Here is a 23361-nt window from a genome sequence, read left to right as displayed (position 1 = left end):
ATTCACTGAAGTCATCTTAGCTGAAAAACGACTTTAAGTAAAATGCTTATTTTAATATGGACACTATAAACAAAAGTGCATAAGGCTTTTTCCCGTTTTTCAGCTTGTTGACAGAATGAAACGGATGTGGTAATTTGCTTAGGGAGGTATGTAAAATGGATATGCAGCAGTTGGTCTACATCTGCACTGTCGCAGAGTGTCAAAGCATCACGAAAGCCGCAAATTCGCTCTATATTTCGCAGCCCGCCTTGAGCCATTTTATCTCCAAAGTGGAGGATCAATTGGGAGTAAAACTCTTCGATCGCTCCACATCACCGCTCTCCCTTACATTTGCCGGCGAGCGATATATAGAGTATGCCCGGCAGATTTTGATGATGGAAAACAATATGTCCAAAGAGCTGGGTGACATTTCAAAAAACAGGAAAGGACGAATACGGGTTGGCTTTCCGTTCGAACGTTGTTCCTATATGTTACCTCTGATTCTGCCTCGCTACCGAAAGAAATTCCCCGGGATTGACGTGCAGATATTTTCATCCAAGGGAGATATTCTTATGGACCGTATTTTAAAAGGCCAGTTGGATTTTGCGATTCTTCCCTTTCAAAATAATGATAATGACGGAAAAGATAAAAATCTGGAAGCGAAGCTTATCTACAGCGAAGAGCTATTTCTTGTCACCGCCAAGAATGTGGTAGGCCCGGAATATTATGTGGATAATTGCCCTTATGCAGTTGATTTGAATAAAATGAAGGATCTTCCATTCATTTTTCTAAAGAAAGGACATGCACTCCGGACTTTTCTGGATTTGCTGTTTGGCTCCTATAAAATCAAGCCTAATATTTTTATGGAAATAGACAGCAATACCTGTGCTTGCCGCTTGGCATCTGCAAATATGGGCGTGACGATCGTGCCCGCCATGACTATTGAACTGGCGAAATGTGAAACTGAAGTAGATATTTATTCCCTCACTAAGCATCCCGTCAGATGGGAAATCCTAGCTCTTTATCGTAAGGACGCTTATCTCAGCGAAGCGGAAAAGTCATTCTTTGAAATTGCAGGGGAGGTATTCTCAAAGAGATCATTCATCCAGCATTACAGGGCGGACAACCGGCCGGACTCCGGAACGGGTCGCCCGGGATAGCCAATTAGGCGTCCTTCCGGAAAACGGATGGAGGAATGGGCGGGGCGGACTCCAAATTTGGAGCCCGCCCCGCCCATTCCTTTTGTGCATCTGTTTTGGCAGCAATAGAGACGCTTCCAACATGATTTTTTCATTATGGGCGTTATGAGTAACATTGCATATGAAACCCAAATGCTTGTGCATTTCGCATATATAAGCCTTTTTGATTTTACCCTTTCTGACGGATGTAAGTACCCTTCAGGCGCCATCATACAGTTTTGTCTATATTGACCATATACATATTGGCATTTTACAAGGGCCATGGGAATGTTTATGATAATTTCAGTCGTTCAAATCGCACAATCTTGGGCACTTTTCACGAATGATCCACTTATCGGCAAATCCGAGTTGTCTGTGAGATCCTGCAAAATTTTATTAACGGAGGGAACTGCTTTTTATGCCAGAAAATCTGATTCGAAAAATCATCCGCAACCATCTGACCTCGTCGGCAAAACTGATTCCAGGAGAAGAAATCTATATCAAAATAGATCAGACGCTGACACATGACATCACAGGCGTGATGTCATACCTTGCATTTGAAGCACTCAATCTTCCCCGCGTCCGAACGGAATGCTCCGTAAGCTACTTGGACCACAATCTCCTATATGTCGACAATAAAACACCGGACGATCATATTTTTCTGCAGTCCATCGCCAAAAAATACGGGCTGTACCTTTCGCGTCCCGGCAACGGCATCTGCCATTCGGTCCACTATTCCCGCTTTGGCATTCCCGGCAAAACATTGCTTGGTACCGACAGCCATACGCCGACAAGCGGCGCGATCGGCATGTTGGCAATCGGCGCGGGCGGAATGGATGTGGCGGTCGCCATGGCAGGCTTTCCCATGCGCCTCAAAATGCCGGCAGTCGTGCGGGTCAATCTGATCAACCGACTGAGGCCCGGCTGTTCTGCCAAGGACGTTGCGCTCGAAATGCTGCGGCGTTTCACGGTCAAAGGCGGGCTTGGCAAGGCCTTCGAATATACCGGCGAAGGGGTCAAAACGCTAGAAGTACCGGAACGCGGGACGATTGCTAACATGGGAGCGGAAATGGGGGCGACCACATCCATTTTCCCTGCGGATGAGGTGGTGCGCAGGTTCTTTGCGGCACAGGGCCGCGAGAAGGATTTCGTGCCGCTGAGCGCCGACGAAGGCTGTGGATATGACGAGGAAATCACGCTGGATCTTTCGAAAATCGAACCGTTGGTCGCCTGCCCCGACATGCCCGACAACGTCAAAACGATCCGGGAAGTTCACGATATTCCGGTACAGCAGGTCTATATCGGGAGTTGCACCAATGCGTCTTACGCCGATATTAAAAAGGCTGCCGTGATCCTAAAAGGCAGGACGGTAAATGAAAATGTCAGCTTAACGGTTTCGGTAGCTACGCGCCAGACCTTCCGGCAACTTTTGAAAGAGGGCATCATCACCGATCTGGTCGATTCGGGTGCCCGTATCACCGAGATTGCCTGCGGCGCATGCCCCGGCATCGGGCAGGCACCGCCGACAGGCGGTGTTTCAGTGCGCACCTCCAATCGGAATTTCAGGGGCAGAGGCGGGACGGCCGATGCGAAACTGTTTCTGGTGAGTCCGGAGGTCGCCGCAGCCACCGCCATCACAGGTTTCATCACCGATCCCGTGGATATCCTAGGTGATCTCTCCGGGCTTGGCGAGATCAGGGAACCGGCGAATTATCCGATTGACGACACGATGATCATCGCGCCCCCCGCCGACTCCAGCAGCGTTGAAATCATCCGCGGGCCGAACATCAAACCACTGCCGGTCAATACGCCGCCCGCGGAAACCATCAAGGCGAAAATCAGCCTGAAAGCAGGCGACAACATTTCCACGGACGATATCACCCCGGGCAGCGCGCAGTTTTCTTCCATGCGCTCGAACATTCCGCTGATTGCCCAGTATGCCTTCAACCGTTACGACCCGAGCTTCGTGGCCCGTGCCAAGGAATTTGGAACCAGCATCATTGTCGGCGGAGAGAACTACGGACAGGGTTCCAGTCGTGAGCATGCGGCGATCTGCCCGATGTTCTTGGGCGTAAAGGCAATCGTCGCCAAATCCATGGCTCGCATTCATAAAAACAACCTGATCAATCACGGCGTAATCCCACTTCTGTTCCAAAATCCTGCCGATTATGATGGGCTCTCCCTCGGGGATGAACTTGAAATTGACGACTCGGCCAATCAGATCAGGGGCAGAAAGGTCATCGTCCGCAACCTGACGAAAGGAACAGCCTTCGAGGCAAGGCTTGACCTCTCCGATGTTGAAATTGAAATCGTTCTCAGCGGCGGGCAGCTCTCTTACATAAAAAATCGAAAGGGGGCATAAAGTTGTCCCCGGTTTCTCTACAGAATCTGAATATCCGTCTTTTGTAACCAAAGCGGCACAGGACTCTACCATCGGAGAAAAACTTTACAGTTCATGGATTCGGGAGTAGTCAATAATATTTGGGAGGAGTAATCGAATGGGAGAAAGTTTAGGTCTTATATCCTTGATCGCACTTTTAGTGGCAATCGTAATCGGCTTTGTCTGGAAAGCTAACGTTGGTATCGTCTCTATCGCTCTTGCCCTAATCATCGGTCGAATTTACGGAATCGCCGAGAAAACAATCATAGCGGGGTTCAGCAGTTCCTTGTTTATTACGATGGTGGGTGTTACATATCTCCTGGGAATTCTGATGCAGAACAAGACACTGGATAATATTGCGAACCTTTTCGTTTCGTCGGTTAAGCGCCACGTCTGGCTCATCCCCATCGTCTTTTACTGCCTCGGTTTTATTCTATCCGCAATCGGGCCCGGTTCCATTCCTATTTTGGCAATTATCCCGGTGCTGGCCGTACCGATTGCGCTGTCCGCGGGCTACAATCCAATTATGCTGGCAATTATGGGCGAATGTGGATGCTTTGGCGGCAGGATGACCCCGATCACACCGGAAGGCGTTGTGGTTATGAACCTAATGGGCAAACAGGGAATCAACACCAATCTGTTTCCCATTTGGGCCAGCCTGTTTGTCGCTTCGCTGGTTCTTGCCGCCGTTGTCTACATCGTTTATAAAGGCTGGAAAGTCAAATACAGCGAGGCAAACCTGCCGGATGAAAAAATCCGGTTCAACAAAAACCAAGTGATTTCACTGGCCGGACTGCTCGTCATGATCGTCTGCACCCTCGCTTTCAAGGTGAATGTAGGCCTGATTTCATTCCTTGTGGGCACGGTTATTCTGCTCTTTGGTGTTGGGAATGAGGGTGCGAGCATTAAAAGCATCCCATGGAACGTACTGCTGATGGTCGTAGGCGTAGGTATGCTGATGAATATCGTTGTACAGTCCGATGGCATCACACTACTGTCAAATGCGCTGAGCTCCATCATGACACCATTTACCGGCACTGCGATCATGGGTGTTACCGGAGGTATCATGTCGTTCTTCAGTTCGGGCCTCGGCGTCGTTTTCCCGACATTGATTCCCACCGTCGGCGGTATCGCTTCTCATTTCAACGGTGCCGTTTCCCCGGTCGAACTGGCGGCCGCTGTCGTCATCGGCGGAACTATCACAGGCGTAAGCCCGATTTCCACCACCGGCGGATTAATTATGGCGGCGATTTCCTCCCAACCGGATGCAGAGAAAAAATACGACATCAATAAAATATTTCTGAAGCTCTGGGGATGGGCTTTTGTCGCTCTCGCCGTCACGTTCATTTTAGCAATCACCGGCGTATTCCATTTAATCTGCATGGGATAAATGGCCTGGAAGTTCCAAGTTACGATGATCCATTTCGGCCTGAAATCGTTGAAATTTTCGATCGTAACTACATGGTCTATAATGGTTTGGGCAAATAAGAGCAATTCTCGGCAGGATTGTTACGCTTGTCCATTCCATATAGGCCATCAATATTTCAGAGACAATTGTCTCCTTGGAGCAAGAGGAATTCCGCGGTGTGAAGTTGCGGGGCCGACCGTAATTCCTGATATGCTTCCCCGCAAAATAAACTTATAAAGGAAGGTTTGGAATGAGTTTCGCATATGTTGGCTGCAGGACCACAAGAGAAAGAAACGCGCGCGGCAAGGGATTGAAGGTATACCGGGTCGACCATAAAACGATCGAGTGGCAGGAAATCCAGCTTGTCGGAAATATTGAGAACCCGTCCTATCAGTGCTTTGACCGGAACGGCGATTTTCTGTATACGGTACATGGCGATAAGGATTTCGTCAGTGCCTATAAAATTGACAAGACGACCGGAAAACTGAAATTTCTAAATTCCGCCAAAGCAGGCGGAAAAAATCCTGTCTTCGTCTCGGTGGATGCGACGAACCGGTACTGTTTTGTCGCAACCCTGCAAGGAGGGAAAATTTCCACCCTTGCAAGAAGCGCCGACGGAAGTCTAACCGACCCCATTCACGAAGCTATCATTCCCGGACATGGAGAAGGCACCGTCTCCCTTCCTCACCAGTGTATTTTAGACCAGAGTAAATCCTACCTTTTTGCGCCTGCCCAAGGCCGTACAACCGGTTTCGGACAGACAAACGTCTTCCGGATTGAGAAGGACGGATCCCTCACATTGACATGCCGGGTCGCTTCCCGTAAGCTTGACGAACCGCGTCACATCGCATCCCATGCAAACAATCACTATGTTTACCAGGTCAACGAAAAGGGAAACAATATTACTTTCAGCTATTTTGACGAGAAGGCAGGGATCCTCGAGCCAAAACAGATTCTTCCCTCCCTTCCCGATACCTACACCGGAGAGGGGCAGGCGAGCGAGGTGATTGTACATCCCAGTAACCGGTTCGTTTATTGTTCCAACCGCATCCACGACAGTATTGCGACCTATTCCATCGACCCGTTCACAGGATACCTGCACTGTATGGGGTTCACCGAAACTCAAGGAGAAACGCCGCGATTTGTCACAACGGACCCCGCCGGGGAACTTCTCTATGTTGCGAATGAAGACAGCGATACGATTACCGTTTTCCGTATTGATCCCACAACGGGCATCCCGCACTACACAGGCCGGAAGATCGAGACGGAAAGTCCGGTTTGCATTATATTTTCAAAGTAAAAACCATATTTTTTCCTGTCAAGGAAGCAATCGGCAAGGAGAACTCTTTTTATGCTTCAGCAGAATGGCAATGATGAAAAATCCATTTCATCGCAATCTTTCAACACAGCGGAAATGCTGGTAAAATGCCTGGAACAAGAAGGAGTGGAATACATTTTCGGTATTCCGGGCGAAGAAAATCTCGCACTGATTGACGCCATACATAAATCTTCGATTCGTTTCATCACGGTGCGCCATGAACAGGGCGCGGCCTTTATGGCAGATGTCTACGGGAGGCTGACCGGGAAAGCCGGCGTTTGTCTTTCCACCCTCGGTCCCGGCGCCACCAACCTGGTCACCGGCGTCGCAGATGCCAACGAGGATGGTGCTCCGCTGATAGCCATCACCGGCCAAGTCGGCACCGAACGGATGCATTTGACTTCCCATCAGTATCTTGATCTGTGCAAGATGTTTGAGCCCATCACCAAACGGAGCAAACAGATTGTTCGGCCGGATACGGTAAGTGAAATCACCCGGATAGCCTTTAAATATGCTGAAAGTGAAAAGCCTGGTGCCTGCCATATCGACCTTCCCGTCAACATTTCAAAAATGCCAGTTGGTTTGGATGAGGAGCCGCTCGAGAGAAAGATTCCTCCAAAAGAGTATGCTGAAAGCAGTTTGATTGAAAGCGCCGCCGATGAGATTTCCGCGGCGAAATTTCCCGTCATCCTCGCTGGCAGCAGCGCGGTCCGTTCCAACGCAGCAGAAGCCCTGACGGTGTTCGCGGAAAAGCTGAAAATCCCCGTTGTTCATACGATGATGGCGAAAGGAATCATCCCGTTCGACAGCCGATATTCCCTCTGGACCATTGGAATCCCGGAAACGGATTACGAGAATAAGGTCCTGGAGAAGTCCGATCTCGTCATTGCAGTCGGATACGACATCGTGGAATACGCCCCATCCAAATGGAACAGCGACCGATGCCGCAAAATTATCCATATCGATCCAAGGCCCGCCCACATTAACAAACTGTTCCAGCCGATGATAGAGGTTATCGGGGATATCTCTGATTCGCTCTTCCGGATTCTTAATCAAGCTAGCCGAAATTCCGAGCCGGAATTTGCCTTGCAGATCAAGCAGAAAATGGAGGAGGAGGCAAACGCCTATGAAAATGATAGGAGTTTTCCGATGAAACCTCAGAAAATCCTTTCCGATATCCGGAAAGTTCTGGATCCAGACGATATCCTCGTTTCCGATGTGGGCGCACACAAAATCTGGATCGCGCGGCAATACCATTGCTACAAACCCAAGACCTGTATCATATCGAACGGCTTTGCCGCAATGGGAATCGCGCTGCCCGGGGCCGTTGCGGCAAAGCTGATAAATCCGGACAAAAAGGTTATCGCCGTGACCGGCGACGGGGGATTCCTGATGAACTGCCAGGAGCTTGAAACAGCCGTGCGGATCGGTACTCCGTTCGTCACTCTGATTTTCAATGACCGCCACTACGGCCTGATTCAATGGAAGCAAATGAATCAGTACGGGAAAAGCTACTACGTCGATTTCACCAACCCGGATTTCGTCAAATTTGCAGAAAGCTTTGGTATCAGAGGCTATCGGATAGAAAAAGCGGACGACCTGATTCCAACGTTGGAAAATGCCTTCCGCCAGCCCTTCCCAAGCATCATCGACTGCCCGGTTGATTACGGCGAAAATATGAAACTGACAAAGCATCTTCACGAAATTTAGCGGTCCGGTGGTGGCCGCTTTTAAGACAAGGCCAGCCTGCATTGAACTGCACCCCATTTGTTAGACAGTATGGTATACTGAAAAACAAATGGGGTGTTTTTATGCCAAAAGGAGTACCGAACCAAAGATATACAGGAGAATTCAAGCAACATGTGGTGGAGACCATGCGTCAAGAGGGGTTAAGCTGCCGAGAGACAGCCCAGCGATTTGGCATCGGCAATAAAAGTCATGTATCACGCTGGGAACGCATCTATCTGGAAGAGGGTCCAGAAGGATTGTACATCGAGCGGCGTGGGCGAGCCAACGCAGCCAGCGGTACTCAGAAAGGGTGCAAACCGAAGCTTGATAAAAAGGTCGAGAAAGATTTGGTAGCAGAAAATCAGCGGCTACGAGCGGAACTTGACTACTTAAAAAACTTGAATGCCTTAGTTTTAAAAAGGGAACAGCAAGAGAAAAAGCACAGGCAATCTCGAAGCTAAGGCATAAGCATAAGCTGTCCCTGCTATTAGATGTTTCCGTTTTGCCGCGTGCGACCTACTACTACCACGCCAAACGGCAGGCCGAATCGGAAATCCTCTCCAGCCAACATGAGAAGAACATCGAACCAAAGTCAAAGTACGAGATAGCAAAAGCGCATTTGCAGGATAAACAGAAAGAGCTTGACAATTACAAAAATGAGACTCTTAAAGTCATTCACAGTCAGAACAAAATGAGCATCGACCTACTCAATACGCTGGTCGCAGAAACCGGAGCACAAATTAAAGATGCCTAGTCCACCTTGGATGCGGCAGACCTGGAATTGAAAACCTTGCCTGAAACCTCGAAAAGCCAAAAGCGCAAGTATGACCGGCTGCTGAGTTGGGCGGACCTATACAACATAAGCTCCTTCATGGCAAAGGAAGTGATCGTGTCGCAGTTTATCAAAGCCGTCCGAGTCGGCAGGAATTATAACATCGGAGTAGACTTCAACGTCACCTTTGACGGGTTCAAAAGTTACCGTGGCGTAAAATCCAAGGAAAGCGTGAAGGCCGAAGATGCGGCGCTTGTACGCACGGCATGAGAGCAAAAAAATACGAGAAAATCCTTTTCAGACTTTCCCGTACAAATTGGTGGAGATGACGAGAGTCGAACTCGTGTCCGAAGATTGCTTGCCATGGCTTTCTACGAGTGTAGCCGATCATTTAAAATTCCCTCAGCACGCCGCCAATCGGCAGGCTTCGCGCCTTGGTAGCCTTTCGTCCGTGACCGGGGTAAAGGCGTTCCCCGGTTCACGTTCACCGCTAATCGACGCCTTTATCCGGGCCGCGGTACTCCCGGTAAAGACGGCAGTCTAATTAGGCTGCGTACGCCATCCCATAATTGTAGTTATAGTTAGCGTTTTCAGTTTTGTCATTTATTTTTCTTTGAAGAAATAAAGCGTTCTGCGGCGCTACTCGCTTACCATGGTTGACAGTCCCCGTCGAAGCCTTTACATCCCCATGTGTGATTTCACTGGTTGCGCTCCTTCATCGCGCGCTCCATGTCGCGCTTCGCGGCCCTTGCCGCCAGGTCGGCCCGCTTGTCGTACAGCTTTTTGCCCTTGCAAAGTCCCACCTGAACCTTGACGAGCGAACCTTTCAGATAAACCGAAAGCGGAATCAGCGCATAGCCGTCCTGCTTAACCAGCCCGAACAGTCTCAGGATCTCCTTTTTATGCATCAGAAGCCGGCGGACGCGCATCGGGTCCTGATTGAAAATGTTGCCGTGTTCATACGGGCTGACGTGCATTCCCCTGATCTGCAGTTCTCCGTTGTCGATTGCGCACCACGCATCTTTCAGGTTCACCTGACCGCTGCGGATGGATTTCACTTCCGTCCCGCAGAGCTCGATGCCGGCCTCCATGCTTTCTTCCACAAAATAGTCGTGATAGGCCTTTTTATTTTTCGCAATCGTTTTGAAAGAATCCTTCTGCATAAAAAGCCCCTTCTTTTCGGGAATTAAAGAGTACCATATTTCCCGCCGGTTGTCAAGAGTTATGTAAACCGGAGGAACTCAAATCTCGCTTCGGCCCTCCAGCGCGCGGGTCAGCGTGAATTCGTCGGCGTATTCGAGCTCTCCGCCGACGGGAATTCCGTAGGCCAGGCGCGTGACTTTTACGCCGAGCGGCTTTAAAAGGCGCGAAAGATACATGGCGGTCGCCTCGCCCTCGACCGTGGGATTCGTCGCCATGATGACCTCCGCGATCTTCTGATCCTTATTTCCGATCCGGGCGAGCAGTTCCTTGATGCAGAGCTGGTCCGGACCGATCCCGTTCAGCGGGGAAATGACCCCGTGAAGGACATGGTAGACCGCGTTGAACTCATGCGTGCGCTCCAGCGCGATGACGTCGCGCGGATCCTCGACCACGCAGATGACGGAATGGTCGCGCGCGGGATTGCGGCAGATCGGGCACAGCTCCTCGTCCGTCAGATTGCAACAGACCTTACAGTAATGAATTTTTTTATGAGCGTCCAGAATCGCGTCGGACAGCTCCTTCACCCCGTCCTCGGAAAGGCCGAGCACATAATAGGCCAGGCGCTGGGCGCTTTTGCCGCCGATTCCCGGCAGCCGTTCAAACTGGTCGATCAGGCGGGACAGAGGGGGAATATGATAGCCGGCCATCGCTTATAAAAACCCCGGCACGTTCAGCCCGCCCGAAATTTTCTCCATGCGTTCCGTCTTATCGTTCGCCGCCGCGCGCAGGGCCTCGTTGACCGCCGCGATGACCAGGTCGGACAGCATTTCCACATCTTCCGGATCGACGACCTCGGGCTTGATCTCCATCGATTTTAGTTCCATCTTCCCGGTTACTGTGGCGCGGACTGCATCCCCGCCGGAAGAGGCCGTATATTCCTTTTCCTCCAGTTCCTGCGTCGTCTGCGCCATCTGTTCCTGGAGCTTCTGAGCCTGCCGCGCGATCTGCTGCAGATTGGACGCGCCGCCTCCGCCGTATCCCTGGGGCAGTCTTGCTTTCATAAAAAATTCCTCCCGTTATTTTGTTTCCACCGGAATCCCCTGGTCTTCCGCCTTTCGCGCCAATTGGGCAAGCGGGTCGTCCTCAGGGCGGCTTTCTTTCGGTTTCCGATAAGGGCCGAGGCTGTAGGTCCGCCCTGTCACCTGCTGAATCGCCTTGCGCATGTTCTCACGCTGATCGGGTTTTCTCAGCAGCTTGAATGCAATTTCGTTCGGGGCGTCGATCAGGACGTAGTCGCCGCTGACATAGGCGGTCGAGCCGTTGAACGCCGCCGCGACCGTATGGGAATAATTTTTCAGCGTCTGGACAATTTCGGGCCATTCGGCCAGTTTCTCCGCATTGGTCTTCAGTTCTCCGATGATCTGCTCCGGCTCCGCCGGAACCGCACTTTCAGCAGGAACGTCTGATTCCTCTCCGCCCTCCGCCGTCTTCCCTTCCTGTTCCGGCAGATCGGGACGGTCCGGTACCTGAGCAGCGGCAGGCTTTCGGGACGGCTCCGCCGTCCCGGGCCTCGTGGCGCCCTGCTCCAGGGCCTCGACGCGCCTCAGGAGCGCCTGCGGAGAGGAATCCAGCTGCGGGGAGCAGAGCCGGAGCATTGCAAGTTCAAATTCGATCCGCCGGTCCCCGCCCCGGTACATCTTCTCCAGCGTGGCCTGAAGCGTATCGATCGCGTGCAGAACCGCCGCCATCGGAATTTCGCCGGCCTGCCGGGACAGCTCGCTGTATTCCGCGTCGGTCACCGACAAAAGGGGACGCGGATTTTTCATCGTCTTGATCAGCATCAGGCTGCGGAAGTGGGAGGAAAGCTCCCCGCACAGCCTCGCCATGTCCTTGGAAGCGGAGTGCAGGCGGTCTACGATTTCGAGTGCGGCGGCGCTGTCCTGCCGGCCGACCGCATCCGCCAGCTGGAACAGGTGTTCCCGCCCGGCCAGCCCGGCCGTCTCCACGACGACCTCTTCCGTCACGTTCCTGGAACGCCCGAAGCACTGGTCCAAAATGGAGAGCGCATCGCGGAGCGCGCCGTCCGCCAGCCGGGCGATCAGCAGCGCGGCCGCCTGGTCGATCGAGGCGCCTTCTTTCTCCGCGATATAGGCAAGGCGCCCGGCGATCTCCTCCGGGGGAATGCGGTGAAAGTCAAACCGCTGGCAGCGCGACAGAATCGTCGCGGGCAGCTTGTGCACCTCCGTAGTGGCGAGGATAAAGATCACATGCGCGGGCGGTTCCTCCAGCGTCTTGAGCAGCGCGTTGAACGCCCCGATGGAAAGCATGTGGACTTCATCGATGATATAGACCCGGTATTTCGCGGCAGCCGGCGTAAAGTTCGCCTCTTCCCGCAGAGTGCGGATGCTGTCCACCCCGTTGTTGGATGCCGCGTCGATTTCGACGATATCCATCACCGATCCGTCCTCGATCCCGCGGCAGATCTCACACTCTCCGCAGGGGTCCCCGTCCACCGGATTCAGGCAGTTTACCGCCTTTGCAAGGATTTTGGCACAGGTGGTCTTTCCCGTTCCGCGGGAACCTGTGAACAGATACGCGTGCGCCACGCGGCCGGATTCAAGTTCATTTTTCAACGTCCGGGTGACCTGCGGCTGCCCCACCACGTCGGAGAAAGTTTTCGGCCTCCATTTTCTGTAAAGTACCTGATACGTGCCAACTCACCCCCCAGAAAAGCGGAAAGCAAGACAGGCCGTGATGCCACGGCATTCATGCGATTGGATATGCGGACGAACAGACCGGCTGCGTCGCACGGAGCAACTCCGCTTAATGCTGCTCGGTTCCCCGCCTGACATGGTTCGCGGCGCTCCGCCGCACAGAGCCCGCCCGGCCGCATATCCCATCGCACGCATCTCTGCCTTGCTTGACCTTCGAGTATAAAAGTCATGGAAGTTATTATACCCTATTTCTTTGAAAAAGACAACCCGTATTTCGGTTTTCAAGCCGCCGGAATTCGATTAAACGGCGAAAAAAAGGAAATATTTTTCGATTGACAGCAGGGCTCGAATGCGCTATTCTTTTATTTAGATAGATATCTAAATAACGGATGTGAGAAAATGCCTCTGGCGTTCACTTTTAAAGCCCTTTCCGATCCGACGCGGCGGGAAATATTAAACCTTCTGCGGGAGCGTCCGCTCCCCGCGGGGGAGATTGCGGCACATTTTTCCATGACCGGGGCGACGGTTTCTCACCATCTTGCAATTTTAAGGGAAGCCGGCCTGATTTCGGACCGGCATGAAGGGAAATTCATTTATTACGAACTGGACCTTTCGGTCTTTGAAGACGTTCTCAATTGGTTCCAGCAATTTCTGAACAAAAAAGAGGAATCGGATCATGAAATTTAAAAAGGGTGACGTTCTCTACTGGTTTTTTGCTGTTTTGCCGTTTTTGATTTCCGCAGCGTTTTATTCCCGGGTACCGGACCGGATCGCAGTTCACTGGGACGGCGCGGGAACCGCGAACGGCTACGGCTCCAAGGCGTTCGGGCTGTTCGCCCTCCCGGCAATCATGCTCGCAGCCTCCGTTCTGGTCAGCGTCATGCTGAAGCTCGACCCGCGCAGCCAGAATATCAACCGCTCTCCGCAAATGAAGAGCATTTCTTTGTGGTTCATCGTCATCCTCGCGAACGCAATGGACGTTCTGATCATCCTGAACGCCTTAAACGTCCGGTTCAACATGAGCATGATCGTCATGGCCCTGGTCGGGGTCGGCATTGCCGTCATAGGGAACTACCTTCCGAAGTGCAAATTTAATTACACAATGGGAATCCGGGTGCCGTGGACGCTGGCGAGCGAGGAAAACTGGCGGAAAACGCACCGCATGGCCGGGCCTCTCTGGGTCGCCGGCGGAATCCTGATTGCGCTTTCCGGTTTGCTGAGCCTGATGTGGCTGCTGTACGCGGCTCTGATTCTTCTGACTGTCATCCCGATTGTCTACTCCTACGTCATTTCCGTCCGAGAAAATCAGTAGGAATTTTCAGCATGGTTTCCGTTCTCTTTTCTTCCGGCAGCCGCCGCTGTCAGCCCGTGATGAATCCACGGAAACATCTTGACAAGGGTCTTTCATGAGTTCTCTTCCTATGTTATAATAACAGAGAACATTGGGCCATGGCCGAAAGCTGACCGCGCGTTTTACGGTTTCGCGGTCCATGGTATCATGAGAACAGGATTCGACAGAAAAGGCGGCGATCTCTTGTATCAGACGTGGGAAGAACTGGAACATGCGTGCCTGAACTGCACCAACTGCGGATTATGCGAAGGGCGCACAAATGTCGTATTCGGCATGGGGAACCGGAAAGCGAAGGTTCTCTTTGTCGGCGAAGGACCCGGCGAACAGGAAGATCTGCAGGGCAAGCCGTTCGTCGGGCGCAGCGGGCAGCTTCTGGATAAGATGCTGGACGCGGTGGACCTCAACCGCGAGAAGAACATCTATATCGGCAACATCGTGAAATGCAGGCCGCCGAAAAACCGCGACCCCCAGCCGGAGGAACAGGAGCAGTGCATCGGATGGCTCCGCAACCAGGTCGCGCTGATGCACCCAAAAATCATCGTCTGCCTCGGGCGCATCGCAGCCGCGAAACTGATCCGCCCGGATTTCAAAATCATGAAGGAACACGGGATGTTTACCGAAAAAAGCGGCGTTTTCATGATGGGGACCCTCCACCCCGCGGCACTGCTGAGAAACCCGCATAACAAACCGGGGGCGTTTGAGGATTTTCTCAGGCTGCGGGACAAGATGAACGAACTGGGAATTGAATAGACCCGCCTTTATGTAACAAGCGTCGCTTGGAACCAAATCCAAACGGCGCTTTTGCTATTCCGCGTTTTTAATTTCTTCCCGAAGGTCCTCAATGTATGGTTCCAGCTTGTCCTTGCGTTCCTGGTCGTTTTCTTTTTCCGCCAATCGATAGTAAGCCAGGTAAACCATCAGCTTGCTCTGCAGCGCGGTTTTCGCGTTTGAATTCATTTTAGACCTCCTGTATCCTTATTTTGTTTACATAATACCATGAAAATATGAACTCATTGTGAACGCGCTCCTTGGGTTCAGCCTCCGAGCGTCACATCGCAGCCCTGATACCAGCGGAGCGCATCGAGAAAATGCGAGGGCCGAAAGTCCGGCCAGAAATCGTCGACAACGTAAAAATCGGCGTACACCGACTGCGCCGGCAGGAAGCCGCTCAAGCGCCTTCTCCCTCCCCATCGGATGATCAGGTCTATCCTGGATATCTTGGACGACCTCAGACGGCCGTTTTCCCTCAGCCCATCCAGATCCCATTCCCAGTCATAGTTTACCAGAAAATTCAAATTGATCCTGCCCTGCCCGAAGCAGACGCGTTGGTTCGCATACTTCTGCAATTCTCCCGGAAAAGCCGGCGACCCGGTATTTCCGACGACGAACAGATTGGCGTCTTTCCCGCTCAGGAGCTCGACGGCATCCACACACGCCTTCGTAAAAGCCTCGCGCTGCTTTTGAACCCTCTTGTTATTGTCTTTTGTAAAACCGTAAAAGGTCGCTTCCCGAATTCCATACTCTAACAGCATTTCATACAGCTGGAACCCGGGTTCGATCCCATGCCCGTATCCGTCTTCCTTTTGCAGTCCGTTTTGCTGGGCCCACCTTCTGTTGCCGTCCGGAATGATGCCGATATGCGCGGGGATTCTTTTAAACTGTTCCATAATCAATCCTCATGAGGGAAAGCGATTTATGTTCCATCGAAACACAGGCTTTATTATTTCCCGATAATTCCTTATCACTGAAAACGGTTTTTAGAAAATGATAGAATGAGATAAAAATGGGGAGATGATGTATTTGATCAAGCAGATGCAGGATGGGAAAATCGACCTAAAGGCACTTGAAATCACAGATATTGTGGACATGGGGCTGCTGCAGAAATTTCAGGACAATTTCGCCACAGGAATGAACTGCGCCAGCATCACGGTCGACCGCCGCGGAAATCCGATCACCGAACCCAGTTCATACACGAAGTTCTGTACCGAATGGATCCATAAAACAGAGGCGGGAGACGCCCGCTGCGCGGAGTCACACCATCGGATGGGGCTGGAGGCGGCCAGAACCGGACGGCCGTATATCGGGAACTGTCACGCCGGGCTGATCGATTTCGCGGCTCCCGTCGTCGTTGACGGCGAGCTTCTCGGCACCGTTCTTGGGGGCCAATGCCTTGCGGACAAACCCGAAGAAAATGCTTTCCGTAAAACCGCCGAGGAGATCGGGCTCAGTGAGACAGGGCTCCTGGCTGCCGCGCGAGAGATCGATATAACAAAAAAGGAAAATATCGCGGCGGCCGCCGAAGTGCTCTTCATCGTCGTAAACGCGTTCGCCCAAAGCGGTTACGCAAAACTGCATCTGGAAATCATCGCGAAAAAGCTCGCGGGCAAGTTTGTGGAGGTTTCCGCGACACTGGAAGAGCTTGCCTCTTCTTCCCAAAGTATTATGGGCGAACAGCAGAGTTTAAATCATGAAATTTCACAGATCGGAAAATTTAATGAAGAAATCGGCAATATTCTGGCCATGATCAACAAAATAGCTATGAATACGAAGATCCTCGGCCTGAATTCCTCCATTGAGGCGGCCCACGCGGGGGAATTCGGCGCCGGCTTTTCGGTTGTCGCCAAAGAGATCAAGGATCTTTCGGATCACTCAAAAGAGACGGTAAATGAAATCTCCCTCCTGACAGAAAAGATCAAGAAGTCCATCAGCGAAACGGTAACCCACTCTGAAGCTACTCTCAGCACCTCTCTGGAACAGACGAAAGCACTGGAAGACGTGGCAAACGCGGTCCAGCAGATCGTACACCTGGCGGATGAACTGGACAGCATGCTGAAAGGCAGAGAAGAATTCTGACCATGTCCTCAGTCAGCAGGACGCCGCGCGGCTCTCTGGCCGCGCGGCGTTTTATCCGAATCAGCTCCCCTGAACAATTTTCTCAAGACAATGAATCAGGTCCTGCAGATTGTGAATCTGAACATTCTGTTTCATAATTTCCGCTTTTAAATCCGGCGAAAGAGAATTAAACCGATCCTTCATTTTCGGATCAATTTCTGTCATGCAAGATCACCCCGCGGATTAGCATTTCCCTTTCTTCAGAAAAAAAACATTCTTCCGCGATGATTGAAAGAAGCTCAGATCCCGTGTTTGACCCTGTCCCGCTCCTCGGCACGTTTGGCATCGTTCCAGCGGTCCATCGTCCCGACCAGATATCCCGTGATCCTGCGGATCCGCTCAAACGGAACGGGTTCCAGCTCATAGGACAGATTCACGTACCCGCCATCCGGCTCGATCCGCAGGGAGCTGATCGCCCTGCCCGGATTTTTTTGATTGACATACTGAATATAATTTTTTACCTCGGATTCTGCAATTGTGTTCCCAACAACCGTCACATTCGTCTGCATCCTTTTCAGCCTCCTTTATTGCTGTTTGCATTATACAACATATGGAAACAATAGTCAACAGTCAAGCTATATATAGTTTAACTGTAAAAAGGGATGCCGCATAGGCTCCAGCGCATGCCGATCAATCAGGACGGAATTCGCATAAAATTTACGAAAACGTAACGCAGTGCGGTAAGATCTGTGGTATGATAACAATTAAATAAAAAAGGGATGCCTCAAATTATACAGCGGAGAGTATATCGTATGATTAGTCCAACTTATGGTAACTGCAACGACGATCAGATGATCGGCATCATAACAAATTACATCAAGTCAAATTATAAAACATCGGAAGGTTTCAACCTTGTCGTCGGGACGGACAGTCAGAACTATTCCGATACGAAAATGGTTGTGGTCATCGCGGTCCAGAACGTGGGCCACGGCGGTATTTTTTTCTACGATATTCTTCGGATCAAAAGAATCGACAATATGAGGCAGAAACTTTTTTACGAGACAAGTTTAAGCCTGAAATACGCTGACAAACTGATCGCCGAAATTGAAAATTATTGTAAAAAAATTAATTTCGATTTCAACAATGTCAGCTTTTGCATTCATGTGGATGTCGGGAAAAAGGGGAAAACCAGCAAGTTAATTCCGGAACTTGTCTCATGGGTCAAAGCCTGCGGCTATGACTGCAAAATAAAACCGGATTCCTTTGCGGCAAGCAGCATTGCGGATAAGATCAGCAAATAGTCCTTTCCGGTGTTGATAAACGAAGGCTTTTCCCGTCACTGCCTCACGATCATTCCTGTTCGATTGCTCTGACGGCTGAAGCAGCGGCCTCAAAGGAGGACCAAATGAACACAGATGAACTTCCCGGCGTCGTTATCGCGGGCGCCGGCACCATGGGAACCGCACTTGCACAGATCTTTGCTCAGCATGGATTGTCAGTTACATTATGGAACCGCAGCGAGAAGGGAATCGACCGGGCAAAAGCCGTCATTCAGAAAAACCAGATCTCAATGGTGGATTCAGGGCGAATCACCGGCGCGGAATCGGCAAAATTGACGGAGCGGATCGACGCAGTGACCGGCGAAGCCTGCTTCTCTTCCGCCCGCTTCGTTCTGGAAAGCATTGCCGAAGATTTAGAAATCAAACAGGATTTTTTCCGCCGTATCAGCGCGACGGTACCGAAGGACTGTATCATCGCAACCAATACCTCCGGTCTGTCCATCACTCTGCTGGGAACGGCGGTCCTGCATGCAGGGCGGTTCGTCGGAATGCACTGGATCAATCCGCCGTACCTGATTCCGCTGGTAGAAATAATCCGGGGCGGAAAAACCTCGGAAGATACCTTAAATTTTGTTTATGACCTGGCCGTGCGGCTTGGCAAAAAGCCGATCCGCGCGAAAGATGTGCCGGGTTTCGTTCTGAACCGGCTTCAGTTTGCCGTTCTGCGGGAAGCCCTTTCCCTGGCGGAAAGCGGCGCTGCAAGCCCCGAGGATATCGACAGAGCCATGAAGTATGGGCTTGGCCTCCGTTACGCTTGTCTCGGTCCGTTTGAGACCGCGGATCTCGCCGGCCTTGATGTTTTTACTCACATTGCCGATTATCTGTTTGCCGATCTCGACAACAGCGCCGAAGTGCCGAAGACGCTGAAAGCTCTTTACGACAGGGGTGACTGGGGCGTAAAAAGCGGACGCGGTTTTTACAACTACACCGGCGGTAAAGCAGCCAAGGCTGTAGAAAAGCGGGACCAAAATCTCATCAAAATTACCGGCGCTTTGGGCCGCGGCAAAATCTGACGAGGCCGGACGGAAACCGGAAAAACGCTTTGGCTTGTCGAAAAACATGCGGGCCGGATCCATTTTTACGGATCCGGCCCGCATGTTTTATCCTTGTGAAAAAATCAGTCTTTTGATTTAGAGGCAACCTCTTCGGAGGCCTTCTTAACAAATTCAGAGAGGCTCATGGTGCCGAGGTCCCCGTTTTTGCGGCTGCGCACGGAAATTTCCCCGCTCTGCGCTTCCATCTCCCCGATCACAATCATATAAGGGATTTTCTGAAGCTGCGCTTCACGGATCTTGTAGCCGATTTTTTCATTCCGCGAGTCAAGCTCCACGCGCAGGCCCGCGGCGGCGAGCTCATCCGCCACCTTGCCGGCATAGCCCTGCGTACTTTCGGAAATCGGAAGGACCTTGACCTGGACCGGAGCCAGCCACAGCGGGAAAGCGCCCGCGTAGTGCTCCGTCAGAATGCCGATGAACCGCTCGATACTTCCGAAAATCACGCGGTGGATCATGACCGGCCGGTGCTTCTCGCCGTCCGCGCCGGTATAGGTCAGGTCGAAGCGCTCCGGCATCTGAAAGTCGAGCTGAATCGTGCCGCACTGCCATGTCCGGCCGATCGAGTCGCGCAGGTGGAAGTCGATCTTCGGGCCGTAGAACGCACCGTCGCCCTCGTTGATCACATAGGGTTTGCCATTCGCTTTCAGCGCGTGAATCAGCGCGTTCGTCGCCGTCTTCCACTGCTCGTCGGTGCCCATGGAGTCTTTCGGACGGGTGGACAGCTCCAGGCTGTATTCAAAGCCGAACACCTTATAAAAGCTGTCGATCAGGTTCATTACGCCGAGGATCTCGCTTTCGATCTGATCCGGCGTCATGAAGATGTGGGCGTCGTCCTGGGTGAAGCAGCGCACGCGCATCAGGCCGTGCAGCGCGCCGGACAGCTCGTGCCGGTGCACCAGCCCCAGCTCCGCCACGCGCTCCGGGAGATCCCGGTAAGAGTGCAGCTTGCGTTTGTAGACCAGCATCCCTCCGGGGCAGTTCATCGGCTTAATGCAGTAGTCTTCGTCGTCGATCTTCGTCGTGTACATGTTGTCCTTGTAGTGGTCCCAGTGCCCCGAACGGAGCCAGAGGTCTTTGCTCAGGATGATCGGAGTACGGATTTCCTCATAGCCGTGCTTCGCGTGTTCCTCGCGCCAAAAATTTTCGAGCACGTTCCGCAGAACCATGCCCTTCGGGAGGAAGAACGGGAAACCGGGCCCTTCGTCGTAGATATCGAAGAGGTCGAGGTCGCGGCCGAGCTTGCGGTGGTCGCGTTTTTTCGCCTCTTCCATCATCGTCAGGTAAGCGTCGAGCTCCGAGGCTTTCGGGAACGAAATGCCGTAGACGCGCTGCAGCATTTTATTGTTCTTGTCCGCGCGCCAATAGGCGCCGGTGCAGTTGGTCAGCTTGACCGCCCTCACCTGCCCGGTGGTCATCAGATGCGGGCCGGCGCACAGGTCGACATAGTCTCCCTGCTTGTAAAAGCTGATCTTCTCCCCTTTGCCGGAGTGCTCTTTGATCAGCTCCACCTTGTAGATCTGATGCTCTTTTTCCATCAGGGCAACGGCGTCCTTCGGGTCGAGCTCAAAGCGCTCCAGCGGAAGGTCCTGCTTGATGATCTTCTTCATTTCGGCTTCGATGGCGGAAAGGTCCTCCGGCGTCAGCGTGCGGGGAAGATCGAAGTCGTAATAAAAACCGTTTTCTATCGCGGGGCCGATGGCGAATCCGGCATCCGGGAACAGGTGCTTGACAGCCTGCGCCATGATGTGGGAGGTCGTATGCCAGTAGGCGTGCTTTCCTTCCGCGTCGTCAAAAGTCAGGATCTGAAGCTCGCAGTCCTCGGTCAGCGCCGTGCGCAGGTCCACCGTTTTTCCGTTGATTTTTCCGGCGCATGCGGCTTTGTAAAGCCCTGCGCCGATCGATTTCGCAACCTCCGCGACGGTTGTGCCGCTTTCATAATCGCGGACATCGCCCTTTAAGCTGACATGAATCATCCTAAACTACACTCCTTTGAAAAATAAAAAACCCCGCCCCAAAACATGGGGCGGGGAATTGATCCCGCGGTTCCACCCAATTGCGGCAAAAGCGGTGCTTCTGCCCTCATTGCGGTCCGATAACGGAGACATCCCGGCGCGCCTTTCGCAGTTCCGCTTCGGCGCACACTCAGAGGCGGTAGCCGCCGTCCGTCCTGCTGCGCGCGCTTTCAGCTTACAGCGCGCGCTCTCTGAAGCGGAGCTCTGACGCGGCTTCCTCGTCAACATTTTAGAGAATAAATTTTCCATGAACATTAAAAAGCATGACCACTGCTGTATTTTATATATGATAGCACCGTCTCCCCCGATTGTCAAGATCCGCGTAACCTTCGCAGGCCTCTCTCTCCGGTCATGCCTGAAATAAGCAAAATCCCTTCCGGATTTCTATGTAAATTTCTTGACAGACCGGCACAAAAAGTAATACAATTATTTTTATAATGCAATATTTTGCATTGATGGGTTAACGCACCCATGATACCCATTTTTATAATTTTAATTTTTGAAATTTTTTCTAGTAAAAGGAAAAGGAGGTGCCAACATTTGACTGTCGATATCACCACCTGCATCATCATTACCGCTGTCTTTACAGTGGCTGCGGCGGTTATTGCGTTCCTTGCGGGAATTGTCCACCGCAAAAAGACCGCCGAATATACCATTGGTTCTGCCGAGCAGGAAGCAAAGCGGATTGTAAGCGACGCGATCAAGACGGCGGAAGCGAAAAAGAAGGAAGCCATTCTGGAGGGAAAAGACGAAATCCACCGCCAGAGAACGGAGTCCGAAAAGGAACTGAACGACCGCCGGAAAGAAATTCAGCGGCAGGAACGCCGCATTCAGCAAAAGGAAGAAACGCTCGACAAAAAGACGGAAAGCCTGGAAGCCAAAGACGAGATCCTGAACAATAAGATCAAGCACGCGGACGAACGGCTCGGCGAAGCGGAAGCTCTGAAAAAGAACCAGTTTGAAATGCTTGAGCGTATTTCCGGTTTTACAAAGGATCAGGCCAAGGACTACCTGCTGAATAATCTTGAAAACGAGCTGACCCATGAAAAGGCCGTCAAATTGATGGAGTTTGAACAGCAGACGCGGGAAGAAGCCGAAAAAAGCGCGCGCGAAATTATTTCCACCGCAATCCAGCGCTGTGCCGCCGACCACGTTGCGGAAGCCACGATCTCCGTTGTGCCGCTGCCCAACGACGAGATGAAGGGCAGAATTATCGGCCGCGAGGGAAGGAACATCCGGGCGATCGAGACTATGACCGGAGTCGACCTGATTATTGACGACACGCCGGAGGCAATCACTCTCTCCTGTTTCGAGCCGGTGCGCCGCGAGGTGGCGCGCATCGCTCTGGAGCATCTGATTGCCGATGGGAGAATTCATCCTGCGAGAATTGAGGAGACCATTGAAAAAGCCCGGCGGGAAGTGGACGCCACCATTAAACAGGAAGGAGAACACGCCGTGATCGAAGCCGGCGTGAACGGCGTCCATCCGGAACTGGTCAAGCTGCTGGGACGGCTGCGTTACCGCACCAGTTATGGCCAAAACGTGCTGAACCACTCTCTGGAAGTCGCCTACCTTGCCGGCATGATGGCAAGCGAGCTTGGACTGGACCCCACGATTGCGCGCAGGGCAGGCCTGCTGCATGACATCGGGAAAGCGCTGGACCACGAAATCGAAGGTTCCCATGTCGACATCGGAGTCGACATGGCCCGCAAATATAAAGAAAGTGACGCTGTGGTGCACGCGATTCAGGCTCACCACGGGGACGTGGAAGCAAAAACCATCGTCGCCTGCCTGGTTCAGGCAGCCGATGCGATCAGCGCGGCCCGCCCGGGAGCAAGGCGCGAGAATCTGGAAAATTACATCAAGCGCCTGGAAAAACTGGAAGCTGTTGCCTCGTCGTTTGACGGAGTGGACCGCAGTTATGCCATTCAGGCCGGCCGCGAAATCCGGATCATGGTGAAACCCGAGTCCGTCGGCGACGACAAAATGGCGCTTTTGGCTCGTGACATTTGCAAAAAAATTGAAAGCGATCTGGAATATCCGGGTCAAATCAAGGTTACCATAATCCGTGAGAGCAGAGCAATCGAATATGCAAAGTGAGGGAAGGCATCACGCCTGACATGGGGGGAACAGGGGCTGTTCCCCCCTCTT

23 protein-coding genes, 2 other RNA genes and 1 pseudogene are annotated in these 23361 nt (G+C 52.2%); 15 read left to right on the top strand and 11 right to left on the bottom strand.

Going from position 1 to position 23361, the window contains the following annotated elements:
- Nucleotides 1–155 precede the first annotated feature (155 nt).
- From VA597_RS06470 to VA597_RS06435, 8 genes are all read left to right on the top strand, one after another.
- Nucleotides 156–1139 carry a LysR family transcriptional regulator gene (locus VA597_RS06470; protein WP_128741986.1) on the top strand — a complete coding sequence of 328 codons (984 nt, stop codon included), beginning with the start codon at nucleotides 156–158 and terminating at the stop codon, nucleotides 1137–1139.
- A gap of 436 nt (nucleotides 1140–1575) precedes the next feature.
- Nucleotides 1576–3519, top strand: coding sequence for an aconitate hydratase (locus tag VA597_RS06465; protein ID WP_128741985.1), 1944 nt, complete (start codon nucleotides 1576–1578; stop codon nucleotides 3517–3519).
- Between the two features lie 136 nt (nucleotides 3520–3655).
- A complete protein-coding gene (locus VA597_RS06460) occupies nucleotides 3656–4927 on the top strand; it encodes an SLC13 family permease (RefSeq protein WP_128741984.1) in 1272 nt (423 codons plus the stop codon).
- 268 nt (nucleotides 4928–5195) lie between these two features.
- The gene (locus VA597_RS06455; protein ID WP_128741983.1) at nucleotides 5196–6245 is read left to right on the top strand and encodes a lactonase family protein; all 1050 of its coding nucleotides are present in this window, start codon (nucleotides 5196–5198) and stop codon (nucleotides 6243–6245) included.
- 51 nt (nucleotides 6246–6296) lie between these two features.
- Nucleotides 6297–7973 (top strand): acetolactate synthase large subunit, encoded by a 1677-nt coding sequence (locus tag VA597_RS06450; RefSeq protein WP_128741982.1) that lies wholly within the window; start codon nucleotides 6297–6299, stop codon nucleotides 7971–7973.
- A gap of 101 nt (nucleotides 7974–8074) precedes the next feature.
- Nucleotides 8075–8452, top strand: a complete 378-nt coding sequence (locus tag VA597_RS06445; RefSeq protein WP_128741981.1) for a helix-turn-helix domain-containing protein — start codon at nucleotides 8075–8077, stop codon at nucleotides 8450–8452.
- A gap of 41 nt (nucleotides 8453–8493) precedes the next feature.
- Nucleotides 8494–8745 carry a hypothetical protein gene (locus tag VA597_RS06440; RefSeq protein WP_128741980.1) on the top strand — a complete coding sequence of 84 codons (252 nt, stop codon included), beginning with the start codon at nucleotides 8494–8496 and terminating at the stop codon, nucleotides 8743–8745.
- A 6-nt stretch (nucleotides 8746–8751) separates the two neighbouring features.
- Nucleotides 8752–9033, top strand: coding sequence for a hypothetical protein (locus VA597_RS06435; RefSeq protein ID WP_128741979.1), 282 nt, complete (start codon nucleotides 8752–8754; stop codon nucleotides 9031–9033).
- Nucleotides 9034–9080: 47 nt separating this feature from the next.
- Here VA597_RS06435 and ssrA read toward each other — a convergent pair.
- The 6 genes and pseudogenes from ssrA to ffs form a co-directional block, all read right to left on the bottom strand.
- Nucleotides 9081–9451, bottom strand: a transfer-messenger RNA (tmRNA) gene (ssrA, locus tag VA597_RS06430).
- A 10-nt stretch (nucleotides 9452–9461) separates the two neighbouring features.
- The gene (gene smpB / locus VA597_RS06425) at nucleotides 9462–9926 is read right to left on the bottom strand and encodes an SsrA-binding protein SmpB (protein WP_128741978.1); all 465 of its coding nucleotides are present in this window, start codon (nucleotides 9924–9926) and stop codon (nucleotides 9462–9464) included.
- Nucleotides 9927–10004: 78 nt separating this feature from the next.
- Nucleotides 10005–10613, bottom strand: coding sequence for a recombination mediator RecR (gene recR / locus VA597_RS06420; RefSeq protein ID WP_128741977.1), 609 nt, complete (start codon nucleotides 10611–10613; stop codon nucleotides 10005–10007).
- Nucleotides 10614–10616: 3 nt separating this feature from the next.
- Nucleotides 10617–10967 (bottom strand): YbaB/EbfC family nucleoid-associated protein, encoded by a 351-nt coding sequence (locus tag VA597_RS06415; RefSeq protein WP_128741976.1) that lies wholly within the window; start codon nucleotides 10965–10967, stop codon nucleotides 10617–10619.
- Between the two features lie 15 nt (nucleotides 10968–10982).
- Nucleotides 10983–12602, bottom strand: a pseudogene (gene dnaX / locus VA597_RS06410) (DNA polymerase III subunit gamma/tau); the annotation flags it as partial.
- Between the two features lie 89 nt (nucleotides 12603–12691).
- Nucleotides 12692–12791: signal recognition particle sRNA small type (gene ffs / locus VA597_RS06405), an RNA gene on the bottom strand.
- A gap of 228 nt (nucleotides 12792–13019) precedes the next feature.
- Between ffs and VA597_RS06400 the strand changes: the two genes are divergently transcribed.
- From VA597_RS06400 to VA597_RS06390, 3 genes are all read left to right on the top strand, one after another.
- Nucleotides 13020–13307 (top strand): autorepressor SdpR family transcription factor, encoded by a 288-nt coding sequence (locus VA597_RS06400; RefSeq protein WP_128741974.1) that lies wholly within the window; start codon nucleotides 13020–13022, stop codon nucleotides 13305–13307.
- Complete coding sequence (locus tag VA597_RS06395; protein ID WP_128741973.1) at nucleotides 13297–13932, top strand: SdpI family protein; 636 nt, start codon at nucleotides 13297–13299, stop codon at nucleotides 13930–13932. Before VA597_RS06400 ends, VA597_RS06395 begins: the two co-directional genes overlap by 11 nt.
- Nucleotides 13933–14154: 222 nt before the next feature.
- A complete protein-coding gene (locus VA597_RS06390; protein ID WP_128741972.1) occupies nucleotides 14155–14721 on the top strand; it encodes a uracil-DNA glycosylase in 567 nt (188 codons plus the stop codon).
- A gap of 54 nt (nucleotides 14722–14775) precedes the next feature.
- Here the strand turns inward: VA597_RS06390 and VA597_RS06385 are convergent, their stop codons facing one another.
- Both VA597_RS06385 and VA597_RS06380 read right to left on the bottom strand, forming a co-directional pair.
- Entirely contained in the window at nucleotides 14776–14928 is a 153-nt protein-coding gene (locus VA597_RS06385) for a hypothetical protein (RefSeq protein ID WP_164918975.1), read from the bottom strand.
- Nucleotides 14929–15005: 77 nt separating this feature from the next.
- On the bottom strand, nucleotides 15006–15638 hold the full coding sequence (locus tag VA597_RS06380; protein WP_128741971.1) for an undecaprenyl diphosphate synthase family protein: 633 nt from the start codon (nucleotides 15636–15638) through the stop codon (nucleotides 15006–15008).
- 133 nt (nucleotides 15639–15771) lie between these two features.
- Between VA597_RS06380 and VA597_RS06375 the strand changes: the two genes are divergently transcribed.
- Nucleotides 15772–16824 (top strand): PocR ligand-binding domain-containing protein, encoded by a 1053-nt coding sequence (locus VA597_RS06375; protein WP_243112642.1) that lies wholly within the window; start codon nucleotides 15772–15774, stop codon nucleotides 16822–16824.
- A 60-nt stretch (nucleotides 16825–16884) separates the two neighbouring features.
- On the opposite strand, the gene VA597_RS06370 is transcribed toward VA597_RS06375, so the two are convergent.
- Nucleotides 16885–17028 (bottom strand): hypothetical protein, encoded by a 144-nt coding sequence (locus VA597_RS06370; RefSeq protein WP_164918974.1) that lies wholly within the window; start codon nucleotides 17026–17028, stop codon nucleotides 16885–16887.
- A gap of 74 nt (nucleotides 17029–17102) precedes the next feature.
- Entirely contained in the window at nucleotides 17103–17372 is a 270-nt protein-coding gene (gene nrdD, locus VA597_RS06365; protein ID WP_128741970.1) for an anaerobic ribonucleoside-triphosphate reductase, read from the bottom strand.
- Between the two features lie 243 nt (nucleotides 17373–17615).
- Between nrdD and VA597_RS06360 the strand changes: the two genes are divergently transcribed.
- Entirely contained in the window at nucleotides 17616–18104 is a 489-nt protein-coding gene (locus VA597_RS06360) for a ribonuclease H-like YkuK family protein (protein WP_128741969.1), read from the top strand.
- 104 nt (nucleotides 18105–18208) lie between these two features.
- On the top strand, nucleotides 18209–19156 hold the full coding sequence (locus VA597_RS06355; protein ID WP_128741968.1) for a 3-hydroxyacyl-CoA dehydrogenase family protein: 948 nt from the start codon (nucleotides 18209–18211) through the stop codon (nucleotides 19154–19156).
- Between the two features lie 104 nt (nucleotides 19157–19260).
- Here the strand turns inward: VA597_RS06355 and thrS are convergent, their stop codons facing one another.
- A complete protein-coding gene (gene thrS / locus VA597_RS06350) occupies nucleotides 19261–21171 on the bottom strand; it encodes a threonine--tRNA ligase (protein WP_128741967.1) in 1911 nt (636 codons plus the stop codon).
- Between the two features lie 579 nt (nucleotides 21172–21750).
- Here thrS and rny point away from each other — a divergent pair.
- Nucleotides 21751–23310: a ribonuclease Y gene (gene rny / locus VA597_RS06345; RefSeq protein ID WP_442861476.1), complete on the top strand. Its 1560-nt coding sequence runs from the start codon at nucleotides 21751–21753 to the stop codon at nucleotides 23308–23310.
- Nucleotides 23311–23361: the final 51 nt, after the last annotated feature.

This window comes from Caproicibacter sp. BJN0012 (genome assembly GCF_035986805.1).
GTDB lineage: Bacteria > Bacillota > Clostridia > Oscillospirales > Acutalibacteraceae > Caproicibacter.
The sequence above is the reverse complement of the archived record's forward strand: the minus strand, read 5'-3'. Positions and strand labels throughout refer to the sequence as shown.